Consider the following 15,889-nt stretch of genomic DNA (forward strand, 5'->3'; position numbering starts at 1 on the left):
AATAAGTTATGGTAGGAAATGCAGAACAACAGCGCGAAGCCCTTAACCAATATGGTTTTGAGATGCTTTCTCTGTGTAAATCACAAGTAGAAAAAGCGAAAGAAGCCTTTGTTACTCATGATGAGGATCTAGCAGAAGAAGTGATCCACACCGAACAACGGGTAAACGCTTTAGATATAAAAATTGAAAAGGATTGCGAAAAATTCTTGGCTTTGTACAACCCGGTAGCCATCGACCTACGGTTTATTATGGCCATTCGAAAAATCAATTTCGATTTGGAACGGATTGCAGACCACGCCGAAGGGATTTCCCAATATGTGGTCCATGAAAACAAAAAAATATCACCGCATTTACTAGAAGTGGTGGAATTTGAAAACATGTACGAAACCATCACTTCGATGTTTGATAATATCACTGTGGCTTATGAGGAAAAAGATGTGAAAGTGGCGCGAAAAGTATTTAAGAAAGATAAAGTCTTAGATAAAATAAATATGAACTCTTTCTCAATTATCGAAGCAGAGATTATAAAAGATGTTTCGATAACCGGACAGGCGCTTGTATTATTTTCCGTCATTAAAAAAATGGAACGCGTAGGGGATCTTCTTAAAAACATAGCCGAGGAAATCATCTTTTATATTGAGGCAGAAGTAGTAAAACATAAAAAGAAAAAGTAATGTTTTTCCCTTCTAAGGTAAATAAATATCGATGAAATACCCACTTTCTAATTCATAACCTTTTCGTAACATTGGTTGTTGAGAATTGACTTAGGTTTGCATTGTTACTTTCAACAATTAAGTTATGGATAATATCTACATCCTAATGCTAGTTGCATTAGCTGTACTTGCCATTGCCGATTTGGTAGTTGGTGTTAGCAACGATGCTGTAAATTTCTTGAATTCGGCCGTTGGCTCCAAAGCGATTTCCTTTAAATCTATTATGATCGTTGCCAGTCTTGGGATTGCCTTTGGCGCATTGTCTTCAAGTGGTATGATGGAAGTAGCTCGTAAAGGAATATTTGTCCCGAGTGAATTCTATTTCAGTGAGATCATGATCATTTTTATGGCGGTGATGATTACTGACATTCTCCTGCTCGATTTCTTTAACACATTGGGAATGCCCACTTCAACAACAGTTTCCATTGTATTTGAATTGTTGGGAGCTGCTGTGGCAATGTCTTTGATAAAAATCAGTAAAAACAATTCAGAAAGTTTTTCCGATTTACTTAACTATATCAATACCGATAAAGCAACAGAGATTATTTTGGGGATTCTCCTGTCTGTGGTTATTGCATTCACGGTGGGGGCAATAATACAATATATTACGCGGCTTTTGCTTACTTTCAAATTTGAACAAAAGGCCTCCTGGGTAGCCGCATTGTTTGGTGGTGCCGCCGCCGCCGCCATTACCTATTTTATCTTTATCAAAGGCTTAAAAGGAACTAGTATCATTCCGGCAAATATTTCAGAATTTGTTTTTTCCAACACGCTTTTGATCGTCGCTTTAAGTTTTATTTTTTGGACGGCTTTATCAGCCTTACTTACCAGTGTGTTTAAGGTAAATGTATATAAGTTCATTATCTTAATTGGAACATTCGCCATTGCCATGGCCTTTGCAGGAAACGATCTTGTAAACTTTATTGGCGTGCCTATTGCAGCTTGGCAATCGTATGAAGCGTGGGTGGCTTCAGGTGTGGCGGCAGACGCTTATAGCATGGAAGCTATGGCCGAAAAGGTTGCTACGCCAACTTATTTATTACTGGCTGCCGGAATTATCATGGTGCTAACACTTTGGTTTTCCAAAAAAGCAAGAAGGGTACTTAAAACATCCATTGATCTGTCCAGTCAGGATGATGTGAAGGAACGATTTGAGCCAAACTTTATATCGAGAGGCCTGGTACGTGTTTCTATGTTGGTGGCTAGATATCACAACTCTATCATACCACAATCTATTCACGATAAAATCGACCGGAGGTTTGAAAAGAAAGCTAAAAAAGAAAAAGTGAAGAAGGAGGACAAGCCTGCTTTCGACATGGTACGGGCTGCGGTAAACTTGATGGTAGCCAGTATCCTCATTTCTATTGCTACATCAATGAAACTTCCTTTATCTACCACCTATGTAACCTTTATGGTGGCCATGGGTACATCGCTAGCCGATCGCGCATGGGGAAGTGAAAGCGCCGTTTATCGCGTTGCAGGGGTCTTAAACGTTATTGGTGGATGGTTCTTTACCGCCTTTATTGCCTTTATAGCAGCCGGGGTATTGGCCTATCTGATTTTTATTGGAAAAGGTGCCATGATTGCAGTCTTATTGCTATTGGCATTGCTATTGCTAATACGGAATTACCTTTCACATAAAAAGAAAAGTAGTGCTATTATACCATTAGATAGCTTGAAAAAAGCGGAAAGCAGTACGGTTCAAGGTATCATTGAAGAAAGTGCTAAAAACATTTCAAATGTAGTATCCCGAACAAACAAAATCTACTCGGATGTATTGCGTGGATTGGCGAAACAAGATCTTGCAAAACTGAAGAAAAGCAGAAGAGGGGTTGCCAAATTAGATGCCGAAATAGAAGAATTACGAGATAATATCTTCTATTTTATAAAGAATTTAGACGAAACCAGTGTTCGTGGAAGTAACTTCTATATTATAATCCTAGGTTATTTGACAGATGTTGCGCAATCACTTGAGTTTATATCTAAAAAGAGTTACAAACACGTAAATAATAATCACAAGGCATTGCGATTCACCCAAATAAAAGATTTACAAGAGATTAATACCTCATTTGCACAATGGATGGATAATATTCAGTCGATTTTTGATAATCGTGAATTTGAAAGGCTAGACGAGGTTCTCAATAGAAAAAAGCGAGCCTTTACTGAAATTTCAGATAAAATTGAAAAGCAGATTGATCGCACCCGTACAGAGGAGTCAAGTCCAAAGAACACTGCACTTTACTTTAGCCTATTACTAGAAACTAAAGATTTAGTGACGGCACTAATGAATTTGATGGAAGAGTATTATAATAGTTATAAAAAGGAATAGATGCTATATCTAAAAGCCAAAGCCTCGGAACTTTCTATTGGATGGTTTCGAGGTTTTTTTGTGGAACACCATTTTCCAGCAGGGTATCTGTTTTACCGTATAACAATTCGGCAACAGTGATTAGCTTTTTTATAGTGCTATTTACATGATCGTTGTCATTTACCAACGAAGAACCCATATCGATTGTGATTAAGTTTTCACGAATAAGCTGGTCAATGGATTCGTTGTTCTGATGTATCTCCTGTTTGGCTTCTTCTTTTAAACCGGCCAACTTGTGATAATAAGTATCCCTCAATTCCTCCTTACTGAAAAGGTGAATCAACCGCAAAACCGTCGCAATTTTTTTTCTGAATTTATTATATTTCTTTTGAATATGTACATTGTCCGAATTCTGATACTTCGAAACATTTTTTCCTAGCTCTTCTATCTCCCTAATAATTTCCACCATGATCCGATTGGCTGTTTTTATTTGTGAAATTAGCTTGTTCTGCCCCTCGGTCATAAGCAACATACTTTGGCCTTTACTTGCAAATAGTATTATTTTGCCATAGATCTTCTTCACCTTTCGATAGTACAATTCATCCACATTGGTCTTCATATCTTTTTTTGATTTCTTGACGACCTTTTTAATTTTCTCTTCTGAAATGATATCCGAACGGTGAATGTTCAGCGCATGCGCCACAATCTCGAAGATGGCATTTTGGAACAGGTACTCCGATTCTTTCAATAAGGCAGATATGGTCGACTCCGGAAATTCTAATACCGACTCATTTAAATATTTAGGCTCATCGACATCTCTATCTTGTCGTTCCTTAAAGATCTTTAACAGTACTTTTTCCAATAACTTAATAAAAGGAAGCATGATAATTACACCAATCACATTAAAAATGGTGTGGAACAACGCTAATTTTAGTATAAATTCTTTAGCACCAATTCCAAATAAAATTGAAAGATAATCTACTAAATCGGCTAAGGGGTATATAAAAACTAATGCTACAATTCCCGTAGCAAAATTGAATACCAAATGAGCACCAGCTAACCTCTTTCCGGCAACATTGGCAGTAAGAGATCCCAATATCGCAGTAATGGTGGTTCCAATATTAGCTCCAATGGCTAACGCCAGTGCATTTTCATATTCTATTTGTCCAGCAGCCAATGCCGTCAAAATAAGGGCTAAGGTAGCACTACTTGACTGAAGAATTGTTGTTATTACAATTCCTAAAAAACAGTATATAATGACGCCAAGAAAACCAGAAACCGCATACTCCGTAAGATCTATGTACTCTTTAAAGACATCAAATCCATCCTTCATAAAGTGAATTCCCAAAAAGAAGAATCCTAATCCGGCTAAAATATTTCCAATTCCTTTCAGCGAATTCGTTTTTTGAAATGAAAAGATAATTCCGAATATGAGCATCGGCATCGCCAAGGCCGATATTTTAATATTTAAACCAAAGACGGCCACAAGCCAAGCTGTAGCTGTAGTACCAATATTTGCCCCAAATATCAGTCCCAATCCTCCCGACAAACTTATGAGGCCGGCACTTATAAATGAAATAGTGATAACTGAAACTAAAGAGCTTGACTGTAATAGGGCCGTAACAAAGGCCCCAACCGGGATACTTTTGTAGAGTCTACTTGTTGCATTCTTTAAGATTTTCTGAAGCGGGCCTTTTGTGAACTCTTTGAACCCATCTTCAAGCATTATCATGCCAAAAAGGAGAATTGCAACTCCCGCGGAAATTGTCTTGAAATTCGGATTTAAAAATAATGCTACACCAAGTAATATCAGAATTACTAAAAGAAATAATTTTCTTAGCATTAAGGAAAATTTTTAACTATAAAAGTATTGATTATCTTAGTTTTAGAAATGACAAATATCATATTCTATGAAATCACTAATTTCTGTACTATTACTATTTTTTGTGACTCAAGCTGTATGTCAAACTATGACGGGATCCGAGTTGTTGTCCAAAAGCATTGCCTACCACGATCCAGGAAGCAATTGGCCCACCTTTAATGGTAAACTGATTGTTAGCATGGAAACCCCCGATAGTCCGAATAGGGTAAGCGAGATTGAGATCAACCTCCCCGCTGAGTATTTTTCGGTATTTATGACGAAGGGAGATGAAAAAATTAGTTATTCGGTAGAAAAAGGAAGATGCACCACCTGTGTTTATGGGGCTTCAGTCAACAAAGACCCAAACGAGAAACCCTGCGAAAAAGCAAAGTTGTACAAAAATTACTATACCTATCTGTACGGCCTTCCCATGAAACTGACCGACCCCGGAACCAAAATCCATGAGAAAGTGGGACGCAAAAAATTTAAAGGAAAAGAATATTTGGTCTTGAAAGTCACCTATGAGGAAGCCGTGGGCAAGGATGTGTGGTTCTATTATTTTGATCCCAATACCTACGCCATGGAGATATATCAATTTTATAAGGGGGATCCAAAAAAAGAAGGAAAAAATACCGGAGAATATATTTTGCTGACAGAAGAAGCGATTGTTAACGGTATTAATATGCCCAAAAACCGCGCTTGGTTTTACAATAAGGATGATACCTATTTAGGGACCGATCGATTACAATAAAAAAGGAAGGCGAAGGCCTTCCTTTTTATTAATTAAAACACTTAAACTCTAAGAGCCACACATTAGGCAATCATCATCCTCTTCAGCAGTTCTCGATTTTGCTAACATCTCACGTAATTCTTGAGGGGAGAGCGGTTTGTTGGAATCGGCCGAGATAGCGTCTACTGTCGCCGTTTCCGCAACTGCTGCCACCGGTTCTTTTTTCGTTTCGCTCTTGAGCGTGAACTTAATTGCGTCGACAGCACTCTTGGTTCGTAAATAATACATCCCCGTTTTAAGGCCACTCTTCCACGCATAGAAATGCATAGAGGTTAGTTTGGCAAAATTTGCATTTTCCATAAACAGGTTCAGTGATTGCGACTGATCGATAAAATAGCCTCTGTGGCGTGACATATCGATAATATCCTTCATACTTAATTCCCATACGGTTTTGTACAATTCTTTTAGATCCTGAGGAATGTGATCCACATCCTGGATAGAGCCATTGGCACGCATAATTTCTTCTTTCAGGTCTTCGTTCCAAAGCCCTAAAGTAACTAAGTCTTCCAAGAGGTGTTTGTTCACTACAATAAACTCTCCGGAAAGTACTCTTCGGGTATAGATATTTGAAGTATACGGTTCAAAAGCTTCGTTATTCCCGAGAATCTGAGAGGTAGATGCCGTGGGCATCGGCGCCACTAACAAGGAATTACGCACACCGTTCTTCTTCACCTCTTTTCGTAATTTTTTCCAGTCCCAACGACCGCTTAATTCCTCGTCTTTTATACCCCATAGGTTGTGCTGAAACAGTCCTTCAGAAATAGGAGATCCTTTATACGATTGGTACGGGCCGTCTGCCTTTGCTTCTTCCATAGAGGCTGAAACCGCTGCAAAATAAAGCGTTTCAAAAATCTCCTGATTCAATTTTTTGGCTTCATCACAGGTAAACGGAAGGCGAAGCATAATAAAGGTATCGGCCAAGCCTTGTACTCCCAAGCCTACCGGGCGATGACGGAAATTTGAATTCTCCGCTTCTTTCACTGGATAGAAATTTCGGTCAATAACGCGGTTTAAGTTTTTGGTCACCCGCTTTGTAACACGGAATAATTCTTTGTGGTCAAACTCATTGTTCTTGACAAACATTGGCAATGCGATAGACGCTAAATTACATACCGCTACTTCATCTTCAGAAGTATATTCCATAATTTCGGTACAGAGATTTGACGACCGAATTGTTCCGAGGTTTTTTTGGTTGCTCTTTCTATTCGCTGCATCCTTATACAACATATATGGCGTCCCCGTCTCGATCTGTGATTCCATGATCTTCTCCCAAAGCTCACGTGCCTTAACTGTCTTACGGCCTTTATCATCGGCTTCGTATTTTTCATACAATGCTTCAAACTCATCTCCATGGCAGTCGTACAAACCGGGACATTCGTTAGGACACATCAAGGTCCATTCTCCGTCTTCCTGCACTCGTTTCATAAACAAATCCGGAATCCACATAGCGTAGAAGAGGTCACGAGCACGCATTTCTTCCTTTCCATGGTTTTTCTTCAGATCCAGAAAATCGAAAATATCGGCATGCCAAGGTTCCACATAAATAGCAAAAGAACCTTTTCGCTTTCCACCGCCTTGGTCTACATAACGCGCGGTATCATTAAACACACGAAGCATGGGAACTATCCCGTTTGAGGTCCCATTGGTTCCCGAAATGTAAGACCCGGTCGCACGGATATTATGGATAGATAATCCAATTCCCCCGGCGGATTGTGAGATTTTGGCAGTCTGCTTCAGTGTGTCGTAGATACCGTCTATACTGTCATCTTTCATCGTCAATAGGAAGCAAGATGACATTTGTGGCTTTGGTGTACCACTATTGAATAAAGTAGGTGTAGCGTGGGTAAAGAATTTCTTCGACATTAACTCGTAGGTTTCCTTTACGGAAGCCAAATCGTTTAGATGTATTCCCACGGAAACACGCATTAACATATGCTGTGGGCGCTCTACAATATTGCCGTTCAGCTTTAACAAATAGGAACGCTCTAGGGTTTTAAATCCGAAATAGTCATACCCAAAGTCACGGTTATAAATGATCGTCGAATCCAATTCTTCGGCATTGTCCTTAATAACCTTATAAACCTCATCGCTCAATAAAGGCGCATCCTTTCCAGTTCGTGGATTGACATATGTATAGAGGTCGTGCATGACTTCAGAAAAGGTCTTCTTGGTATTTTTATGTAAGTTGGAAACAGAAATTCGCGCAGCGAGACGTGCATAATCCGGATGTGATGTAGTCATAGTGGCGGCCACTTCGGCAGCAAGATTATCCAATTCGCTGGTAGTGACCCCATCGTATAATCCTTCAATCACCCGCATCGAAATTTTTACAGGATCTACTAATTCGTTTAAACCATAGCACAATTTACGTACGCGTGCGGTGATCTTATCGAACATAATAGGTTCTTTTCGGCCGTCTCTTTTAATTACATTCATGCTGTTCTTTCTTTATGAGGTTAGTTGCTTTTTTCGAAAAATATGCTTGGGTGCAATCTATAAATTGCACATTATCAGCAATATATATTGAAAAGTCCGCCCCTTGGGGAGAAAGCGGATACTCTTCTAAAAATCTGCGTCGAAACTAATTTTGTTAGACTCTTTATCCATATTAGTGACCCCTGCCTTTTGATATTCGGAAACACGTTTCTCGAAGAAATTTGTCTTTCCTTGCAGTGAAATCATATCCATAAAGTCGAATGGATTGGTGGCGTTGTATTCCTTTTCGCATTGTAATTCGACCAATAGGCGATCGGTTACAAATTCAAGGTACTGTGTCATTAACTTGGAATTCATTCCTATAAGACTTGCTGGAAGTGATTCGGTGATAAATTCACGTTCTATATTTAGGGCATCTACTATGATTTCACGGATTCGCTCTTTGGATACTTTATTTACCAAGTGGTGGTTGTGGAGGTGAACCGCAAAATCGCAGTGCACTCCTTCATCCCGAGAGATTAATTCGTTCGAAAAGGTCAATCCGGGCATAAGGCCTCTCTTTTTCAACCAAAAGATAGAGCAGAAAGCCCCACTGAAAAAGATTCCTTCCACAGCGGCAAAAGCGATAAGACGTTCGGCAAAACTTGGACTGTCGATCCACTTAAGTGCCCAATCGGCTTTTTTCTTGATAGCGGGAAAATTCTCAATAGCATTGAACAGTTGATCCTTTTCCTTATCGTCCTTTACGTAAGTATCGATCAATAACGAATAGGTTTCACTGTGAATATTCTCCATCATGATTTGAAATCCGTAGAAGAATTTCGCTTCGCTATACTGAACTTCGTTTACGAAGTTTTCGGCCAGATTTTCGTTTACAATACCATCACTGGCAGCAAAAAACGCAAGAATATGTTTAATAAAATAGCGTTCGTCCTCGTTTAATTTACCTGTCCAATCGGTCAAATCTTGGTGCAAATCAATCTCTTCGGCAGTCCAAAAACTGGCTTCCGATTTTTTATACCATTCCCAAATATCATGATGTTCAATCGGGAAGATTACGAATCTATTCTTGTTTTCTTGTAAAATGGGTTCCACTGCGCTCATTGTCCTTCGTTTATATTTTTATTAAAAATTTCCTGTTACTAGGGACTAACAAATATGAAGAAATTAAAAAGTAAAAAGGGAGAAATGAGCCTTAGGTTTTCAACAAAGTTTTCAACACGCTCGTTTTTAAACTGTTCTTATCATTTTGTTAAAATCATAGCTTAACACCTTGCATGTCAGCTTTTTAAATATTTGGCGAGAGGTTATGAACAATCTATAAAATAGTCGTTGAAAACCTCTCTGGACTTCCGTATTATGGTGGTTAAACAGGTGTTTGCCTAAGCTTTAATTCACATTAAATTTTAACAATAATAACCTTGAAAAAAAATGAAATTTTATTTTTATCCCGCTGATTTTACTTTCTACATTAAAAAAAACCGTTTCAAAAAAAGATTGAAACGGTTTTTAAAAATATTAGCGATTATTCGTTATCCCAAATCGTCAGCATCTATCTCGTCAATTGCATCCCATGTTTCATCGATATCCATATTGGTTCCCGTCGCTTTAAAATAAAAGCGCCCATCACGCATAAATTCTATGATACTACGATTGTTATCCTTGCGGTATTCTTCAATGGCTTTTTCACCATTCTTTTTAACCGTTCTTCGGCTCTTATACTCGTCCTCTTCTTCAAAATCTTGAGAGAAAAGCATTCGCATCCCGGCTGTAGCAGCCGCACCCATGGGACCGGCTCCGTCTATCACTTCAATTTTAAATTGCTTGGATTTATCCTCATTAGCATAAGTAGCCTCTACAGAGGCTATATTTACGAAAGACGTTTGTCCCGCTTTATATCCCGTACGTTTCATTGAATTAATCTCATCGGGAAGCCAGGCTTTTAATTCTTCATTGGTTAACGGTTCTAATTCTTGCAAATCCTGAATGTCTTCTTGCATTTTATTCAGTTCCTTCACCGCTTTCGTGGTGTTAGATACATTCTCTTTGGTCTCCTTTATCTTCTTCGATACCGGGTTTTCACAGGCAATAAATGCTGCCAACGCAAAAGCAGCTAACAAAAAATTTTTCATAATGATTTCAATTGGTTTATAATATACTAAGATACTATTTATCAGTCATATAATACTCACCCTTTTGGGCTATTTTTATATAAACAGACTTAGTAAAGTTACTGGGTAAAACCCGGGCCGTGCATTTCATTTGTAACAATTTATAGAAGAAGTATAACAATCTGTTCTTGCTAGAAAGCATTAAACCTTCGCCGCAATCTTCTCCAATGCTAAATACCAAGACTCACCAAATTTTCGGATAAGTGCCTCTTTAACAAATTTGTAGACCGGGACCTTCAGCTCTTTTCCCAAACTACAGGCATCATTACAGATGGGCCACTTATGATAGTTCACCGCCGAAAACTCACTGTATTCCTGCACTCTCACAGGGTATAAATGACACGATATAGGTTTCCGAAATGCCACAGCTCCTGCATTATAGGCATCTTCAATGCCACAACTCGCCGTACCATTGTCCTTAAATGTTACATAGACACATTCCTTTCCTTCCACCAAAGGTGTTTCCATCTCATTTAGATCGCTGGTAATATGTGTCCCTTGAATTTCAATAGCTGCAATTCCTTCAGGCCGAAGAAAAGGCTTCACCTTTGGATATATTTCTTCCAAAGTTTTTATTTCTACTGAAGTCAATGGAGCTCCCGCTTCGCCTTCTATACAACAGGCACCCTTACAAGCGTGCAGATTGCAGACAAATTCCTTTTCTATGAGATCTTCCGAGACGATTGTTTTTCCAAGCTGAAACATGGGGGCAAAGATAGCGACTTATAATTTTCAAATTGCAAATTCCGAATTGCAAATAAGCGGCAAAATGCCTGTGTCAAATTTCAAAAGGACAAACAATAGTAGTAGCTTTGCAACTTCAAAACTTAGGAATGACTTTCAACTTTAAAGAAATTGCAACAGCAACCATGGTTTTATTTGCTGTCATCGATATTATTGGCAGTATCCCAATTATAATTTCCTTACGGGAAAAGGCAGGTCATATAAACTCGGCAAAGGCCTCTATCATTGCCTCTATCTTGATGATACTGTTTTTATTTTTGGGCGAAAGTATCTTAAACCTGATTGGTATTAATGTAAATGAATTTGCCGTTGCGGGTGCCCTGATTCTCTTTTTTATTGCCCTCGAGATGATCCTTGGGATTACCCTTTTTAAAGATGAAGAACATACCAGTCCGGATTTGGCATCTATTTTCCCGTTGGCATTTCCCTTACTCGCCGGCCCGGGAAGTTTAACCACCTTACTATCCTTACGCGCCGAATACGAAACCCCAAATATCATCATCGCCATTATTGTTAATATTGTGATCATTTTTATTGTGCTGAAGACATCTGCCCGTATCCAACGTTTTTTAGGGAAAAACGGAATTGCGGTTATTCAGAAAGTATTTGGTGTGATCTTATTGGCCATTGCGGTGAAGTTATTTACCTCCAATATTCAAGAACTGTTTAATTGAAACCGATATGAAAATCTTTAGTTATATCCTTATGGCACTCGCCGCAGGACTTATAATATTTAACGCTACCAAACTGGATTTAAGTCATCTATTTGAAGGAGAAAGTGCCGTCGCCGTGATTTGTATCTTGGCCGCTGCCTGTGTTATTCTGTTACTGCTTATACTTCGTATTTCGAAGCAAATTGAAAAAAGAAACGGTAAGGCTTAGTTGGAGCTTTTCGCGTCCAATTCGATTACTTTTGAAAGCATCAAATCGCCTTCATTCAGAATGGTTTCATAGGCATTTGGTCCAAATAGCTGCTGCGCAATATTGGCTTTGAGTGCTTTTTTAAGGTCGTGATCGTAATTAGTGAGATCGATTTGTGCTTCATTGAATTTTGAATAAACGATAAATTCTTCGGAAAGACTATTAGGCACCTCATAGTTTTCGGCAAACTTCTTAAAGGTCATTCCCTTGAAAGCAGCTCTATTCTTTTCTAAAAATTCAAAAATAAAATAACTCATAAAGCCACTGCGCGACAAATACTGAAGCGTTTCGTTCTCTACACTGGTGTCCTTCGGGACAAACACATCCGGAATGATACCTCCGCCTCCATACACAACTTTTCCTTTAGGAGTGACGTAACGTAACGAATCGGCTACTTTAATACTATCGCTACTAATTAATTCTCCGTTTCTATAGCGCTTCTCGTAATCACTATAATAGGCCTCGTTTCCATTTCCATAAGGTTTCTGAATGGATCTGCCTGTGGGGGTATAATATCTAGCAATCGTCAAACGCACTGCACTGCCATCTCCTAATGACATTTCCCGTTGTACCAATCCCTTTCCGAAGGAACGACGACCAATAATGGTTCCTTTGTCATTATCTTGCAATGCCCCGGCGACAATTTCGCTGGCCGAAGCCGAATTTTCATTGATCAACACATAGAGACGTCCCTTTTCAAATTCTCCCCGGCGGGTGGCATAAGTTTTGTGCTCTTCACCACTTTTGTTACGGGTGATAAGCACCAGCTTGTCGTCTTCCAAAAATTCATCGACTATGCGTTCGGCTGTAGAAATATAACCTCCCGGATTATTTCGAAGATCGAGGACGAGCTTTGTAACTCCTTCATCAATCAATTCTTCTAAGGCGGCCTTGAATTCGTTATAGGTAGATTCAGAAAAGCGATTGATCTTGATATAACCTATGTCCTTGGTTAGCTTATACGAAGCATCGACACTCACCAAGGGAACCTCTTTTCGTTTTACCTTAAATTCGAGTAGTTTATCTTCACCTTCCCGATATACTTTCAAGGCAACTTTGGTATTTATTTCTCCTTTCAGATAGGCCGTAATACTATCTCGGTCTAGCCCTTCACCAAATAGTTTTTTATCGTTTGCATAAAGAATTCTGTCACCTCCTTTAATCCCTGCTTTGGCGGCCGGTCCGCCCTCTATGGCGCGAATTACCGCAATAGAATCTTTATAGGTATAGAAACTTATTCCAATTCCCACAAAGTTACCACGCATATCATCGGCGTTGTGCGCATAACTATCCTTTGGAATGTAAACCGAGTGTGGGTCGAGATTTTCTAGGATGCCATTTACCGTAACATCAACAATACTGTCTGTGTTTACATTGTCAACGTATTCGTAATCGATATAGTCGATTAGGCGATTGAGTTTGTCTTTTTTCGAATTGGTCGCGAAGATCTTTTCGGTGGTGTCGTTGAAATTCAATTTTGAGCCTATAAAAATACCTGCCGCTACGGCAACTCCCACTATCAATGGCACGTATTTTTTATGAAATCCCATACTATTCTTCCAATGTTTTAATATAACTTATACTAACGCCTGCTTTTTCCAAAAATTTTACGCCTGAATTATCTTTGTATTCGTCAAGATACACCAATCTGGTGATTCCGGCCTGATGAATGAGCTTGCTACACTCCTTGCAAGGAGATAAGGTAATATACAAGGTAGCTCCCTTACACGATTGTGTGGAGGACGCCACTTTCGAAATCGCATTCGCTTCGGCGTGAAGCACATACCACTTGGTATAACCTTCTTCATCTTCACAAAAATTTTCGAATCCCGTTGGTGTTCCATTGTATCCGTCGCTGATAATCATTTTATCTTTCACAATAAGCGCGCCAACCTGTCTCCGATTGCAATAGGAAAGTTTACTCCATTCTACAGCCATCCTTAAATAGGCGACATCGTATTTATGTTGTTTCTTCGGACTCATACAATTTAATAAGTAGCGAAATTAAGAGGAAGTTACACCCTAACAAAAAATGTGGGTGTTAAATGTTTACAAAAGTTTCCTTCTCTTTAAAAGATCCAATTGTTGATAATCATGGGAATGACCATTCCAATCACAATCGAAGATACCACCAAGACCCAGTCCCTTTTGTTAAACCGAAAAATCATTTGACAAATAAAAGCAAAGATCAACACCAAAAGCACTACGATGATTTGAGCAACTTCCACTCCCAGGGCAAATTCCAAGAGCGGTAGCATTTCATTGCTGTCATTGATCATTTTGTAGTACGAAGCAAATCCAAAACCGTGGATCAATCCAAAAAAGACGGTTACGATATAAAAAAGACCTAATTTTTCGAGCTTTTTCTCCTTCCCCGCAGTGAATAAATTGAAGATTGCCGCTATTAAGATTGTTATGGGAATTAGAAATTCGATCCACTTTGCCGATACACTTACCACACTATAATTGGCCATTAATAACGAAATAGTGTGGCCAAGCGTAAACAGTGTTACCAGCAATAACAAACGTTTCCAAGCACTAAAGGTATACGCAGCACACAGTACAATCAAAAATAGGATGTGATCGTAGGCCTGCCAATCGAGTACGTGTTCTAAGCCCAGTTTAAAGTATAACCAGAATTCAGACATTGTGGGGTGGGGATGTTAGGTTTATTCAAATATAGGAATTGTGTACGAATATTCATATATTTATATTTTCCCTTACTTTTTTAGACATAACTGAAGTTCGCATTGATTTTAAGGATTATCTTTTCAAATGAGTGGGACAGCAACTACTTTATATATTGATTAAGAAATTCATATGATAAAAATACTGGCATTTCTAAGTGTATCCACTTTGTTAATCTTCCAAGGCAATGCACAAAATCCCGATCTATTTGGCACTTGGTATTTGCAGGGGTATCAATTAAATAGTGGGGGCTATTTTCCCGTACCGCAAACAAGTCCGCAAATTGCACCCTATGTCACTTTTTTGGACATTCCAGAACCTCAAAATGGTGAAGGCGACGGGGGTTGCAATCTCTTTACCGCAAATTTCGTATACGATAGTTCTGAAAGTCTGTACCAAATAGATGTGTTCACCGCTCCTTCGAATCCCTGTACAGACCCAATTGGAACCGATTACGAAGCCATTATTTTTCAAAAGTTTTTTGAAGAAGGCAGCATGTATCACTATGCCTTTTATACCGCTACCGACGGAAATACGGTATTGGTCATTCAAAACCAGTTTTTGGATTTTGCTGAATTTAAAAACGATCCGCTTGCTGTTCCTGAAAACGCGCTACATACAATCAGCCTTTATCCCAATCCCACAACAGATAAGTTGTTTTTACACAGTGGTGCTATTCCAATTGAAAAACTATCGGTTTTCGATCTTTCAGGACAAAGGATACTGGAGAGCACTAACACAGCCCATTTTATAGACGTTTCAAATCTCGCCAAAGGCTTGTACCTTTTAGAAATCACTACTCCGGAAGGAAAAACACTTCAGAAATTTATAAAAAAATAAAGCTCCAACATGGCTGTTGAAGCTTTTATCTGCACCGAGTGCAGTCAAAGTGTACTCGAGGTGGGATTGAATGGTTTCACCATACTTCCCTAGAACGTCATCTTGAAAACCACAAAAAGAATCACTTTGCTTCGTTTAAAAAAAAGCGAGCTTCTTTTTTGAAACTCGCTTGCAATTCCACTCTTTTGTGGTTTATCTGTACTCGAGGTGGGAATCGAACCCACACGACCGAAGTCACTGGATTTTGAATCCAGCGCGTCTACCAATTCCGCCACTCGAGCCTGCGGAGGGCAAAAATAAACAATTAATTGTAAATTGTTAGTAATTCTTTCTAGCATTTTTTTTGAAAGCTTTGGTATTCATTTACATTTGCATTCAACCAACTATTCATACACAACACTATGTCCTCCAATACTC

The 15,889-nt window shown here is 39.0% G+C and carries 14 protein-coding genes and 1 tRNA gene; 6 read left to right on the top strand and 9 right to left on the bottom strand.

Annotated features, from left to right (window positions below):
• Positions 1-8: 8 nt before the first annotated feature.
• Both phoU and K8F54_RS01195 read left to right on the top strand, forming a co-directional pair.
• Positions 9-674: a phosphate signaling complex protein PhoU gene (phoU, locus tag K8F54_RS01190; protein WP_290785884.1), complete on the top strand. Its 666-nt coding sequence runs from the start codon at positions 9-11 to the stop codon at positions 672-674.
• Between the two features lie 124 nt (positions 675-798).
• The gene (locus tag K8F54_RS01195) at positions 799-3,042 is read left to right on the top strand and encodes an inorganic phosphate transporter (protein ID WP_290785887.1); all 2,244 of its coding nucleotides are present in this window, start codon (positions 799-801) and stop codon (positions 3,040-3,042) included.
• Positions 3,043-3,076: 34 nt separating this feature from the next.
• Here K8F54_RS01195 and K8F54_RS01200 read toward each other — a convergent pair whose 3' ends face one another.
• Complete coding sequence (locus tag K8F54_RS01200) at positions 3,077-4,864, bottom strand: Na/Pi symporter (RefSeq protein ID WP_290785890.1); 1,788 nt, start codon at positions 4,862-4,864, stop codon at positions 3,077-3,079.
• Positions 4,865-4,931: 67 nt separating this feature from the next.
• Here K8F54_RS01200 and K8F54_RS01205 point away from each other — a divergent pair, with 67 nt between their 5' ends.
• Positions 4,932-5,633 carry a DUF6503 family protein gene (locus tag K8F54_RS01205; protein WP_290785894.1) on the top strand — a complete coding sequence of 234 codons (702 nt, stop codon included), beginning with the start codon at positions 4,932-4,934 and terminating at the stop codon, positions 5,631-5,633.
• 48 nt (positions 5,634-5,681) lie between these two features.
• Here the strand turns inward: K8F54_RS01205 and K8F54_RS01210 are convergent, their stop codons facing one another.
• From K8F54_RS01210 to K8F54_RS01225, 4 genes are all read right to left on the bottom strand, one after another.
• A complete protein-coding gene (locus K8F54_RS01210; protein WP_290785896.1) occupies positions 5,682-8,108 on the bottom strand; it encodes a ribonucleoside-diphosphate reductase subunit alpha in 2,427 nt (808 codons plus the stop codon).
• A 126-nt stretch (positions 8,109-8,234) separates the two neighbouring features.
• On the bottom strand, positions 8,235-9,212 hold the full coding sequence (locus K8F54_RS01215; RefSeq protein ID WP_290785899.1) for a ribonucleotide-diphosphate reductase subunit beta: 978 nt from the start codon (positions 9,210-9,212) through the stop codon (positions 8,235-8,237).
• A gap of 428 nt (positions 9,213-9,640) precedes the next feature.
• Positions 9,641-10,240: a hypothetical protein gene (locus K8F54_RS01220; RefSeq protein ID WP_290785902.1), complete on the bottom strand. Its 600-nt coding sequence runs from the start codon at positions 10,238-10,240 to the stop codon at positions 9,641-9,643.
• Positions 10,241-10,420: 180 nt separating this feature from the next.
• Positions 10,421-10,984 carry a DUF3109 family protein gene (locus K8F54_RS01225; protein WP_290785905.1) on the bottom strand — a complete coding sequence of 188 codons (564 nt, stop codon included), beginning with the start codon at positions 10,982-10,984 and terminating at the stop codon, positions 10,421-10,423.
• A 128-nt stretch (positions 10,985-11,112) separates the two neighbouring features.
• On the opposite strand from K8F54_RS01225, the gene K8F54_RS01230 reads away from it, so the two are divergent.
• Together K8F54_RS01230 and K8F54_RS01235 are read left to right on the top strand one after the other, a co-directional pair.
• Positions 11,113-11,697, top strand: coding sequence for a MarC family protein (locus K8F54_RS01230; protein WP_290785908.1), 585 nt, complete (start codon positions 11,113-11,115; stop codon positions 11,695-11,697).
• 7 nt (positions 11,698-11,704) lie between these two features.
• A complete protein-coding gene (locus K8F54_RS01235) occupies positions 11,705-11,905 on the top strand; it encodes a hypothetical protein (RefSeq protein ID WP_290785910.1) in 201 nt (66 codons plus the stop codon).
• Here the strand turns inward: K8F54_RS01235 and K8F54_RS01240 are convergent.
• The 3 genes from K8F54_RS01240 to K8F54_RS01250 form a co-directional block, all read right to left on the bottom strand.
• Complete coding sequence (locus tag K8F54_RS01240; RefSeq protein WP_290785913.1) at positions 11,902-13,494, bottom strand: S41 family peptidase; 1,593 nt, start codon at positions 13,492-13,494, stop codon at positions 11,902-11,904. The genes K8F54_RS01235 and K8F54_RS01240 overlap by 4 nt on opposite strands.
• Position 13,495: 1 nt before the next feature.
• Entirely contained in the window at positions 13,496-13,927 is a 432-nt protein-coding gene (locus K8F54_RS01245) for a dCMP deaminase family protein (protein WP_290785916.1), read from the bottom strand.
• An 86-nt stretch (positions 13,928-14,013) separates the two neighbouring features.
• Positions 14,014-14,592 carry a HupE/UreJ family protein gene (locus K8F54_RS01250; RefSeq protein ID WP_290785919.1) on the bottom strand — a complete coding sequence of 193 codons (579 nt, stop codon included), beginning with the start codon at positions 14,590-14,592 and terminating at the stop codon, positions 14,014-14,016.
• A 172-nt stretch (positions 14,593-14,764) separates the two neighbouring features.
• Here K8F54_RS01250 and K8F54_RS01255 point away from each other — a divergent pair, with 172 nt between their 5' ends.
• On the top strand, positions 14,765-15,472 hold the full coding sequence (locus K8F54_RS01255) for a T9SS type A sorting domain-containing protein (protein WP_290785922.1): 708 nt from the start codon (positions 14,765-14,767) through the stop codon (positions 15,470-15,472).
• 199 nt (positions 15,473-15,671) lie between these two features.
• On the opposite strand, the gene K8F54_RS01260 is transcribed toward K8F54_RS01255, so the two are convergent.
• A tRNA-Leu gene (locus K8F54_RS01260) sits at positions 15,672-15,753 on the bottom strand.
• Between the last annotated feature and the right edge of the window lie 136 nt (positions 15,754-15,889).

Origin of the sequence: Altibacter sp., from assembly GCF_019913785.1 — a bacterium.
Taxonomy (GTDB): Bacteria; Bacteroidota; Bacteroidia; order Flavobacteriales; family Flavobacteriaceae; genus Altibacter.

Coding starts and splice junctions, on each gene's coding strand:
- K8F54_RS01215 (WP_290785899.1), bottom strand. CDS start 9,212: ATGAGCGCAGTGGAACCCATTTTACAAGAAAACAAGAATAGATTCGTA.
- K8F54_RS01250 (WP_290785919.1), bottom strand. CDS start 14,592: ATGTCTGAATTCTGGTTATACTTTAAACTGGGCTTAGAACACGTACTC.
- K8F54_RS01220 (WP_290785902.1), bottom strand. CDS start 10,240: ATGAAAAATTTTTTGTTAGCTGCTTTTGCGTTGGCAGCATTTATTGCC.
- K8F54_RS01200 (WP_290785890.1), bottom strand. CDS start 4,864: ATGCTAAGAAAATTATTTCTTTTAGTAATTCTGATATTACTTGGTGTA.
- K8F54_RS01245 (WP_290785916.1), bottom strand. CDS start 13,927: ATGAGTCCGAAGAAACAACATAAATACGATGTCGCCTATTTAAGGATG.
- K8F54_RS01230 (WP_290785908.1), top strand. CDS start 11,113: ATGACTTTCAACTTTAAAGAAATTGCAACAGCAACCATGGTTTTATTT.
- K8F54_RS01240 (WP_290785913.1), bottom strand. CDS start 13,494: ATGGGATTTCATAAAAAATACGTGCCATTGATAGTGGGAGTTGCCGTA.
- K8F54_RS01235 (WP_290785910.1), top strand. CDS start 11,705: ATGAAAATCTTTAGTTATATCCTTATGGCACTCGCCGCAGGACTTATA.
- K8F54_RS01225 (WP_290785905.1), bottom strand. CDS start 10,984: ATGTTTCAGCTTGGAAAAACAATCGTCTCGGAAGATCTCATAGAAAAG.
- K8F54_RS01195 (WP_290785887.1), top strand. CDS start 799: ATGGATAATATCTACATCCTAATGCTAGTTGCATTAGCTGTACTTGCC.
- K8F54_RS01255 (WP_290785922.1), top strand. CDS start 14,765: ATGATAAAAATACTGGCATTTCTAAGTGTATCCACTTTGTTAATCTTC.
- phoU (WP_290785884.1), top strand. CDS start 9: ATGGTAGGAAATGCAGAACAACAGCGCGAAGCCCTTAACCAATATGGT.
- K8F54_RS01210 (WP_290785896.1), bottom strand. CDS start 8,108: ATGAATGTAATTAAAAGAGACGGCCGAAAAGAACCTATTATGTTCGAT.
- K8F54_RS01205 (WP_290785894.1), top strand. CDS start 4,932: ATGAAATCACTAATTTCTGTACTATTACTATTTTTTGTGACTCAAGCT.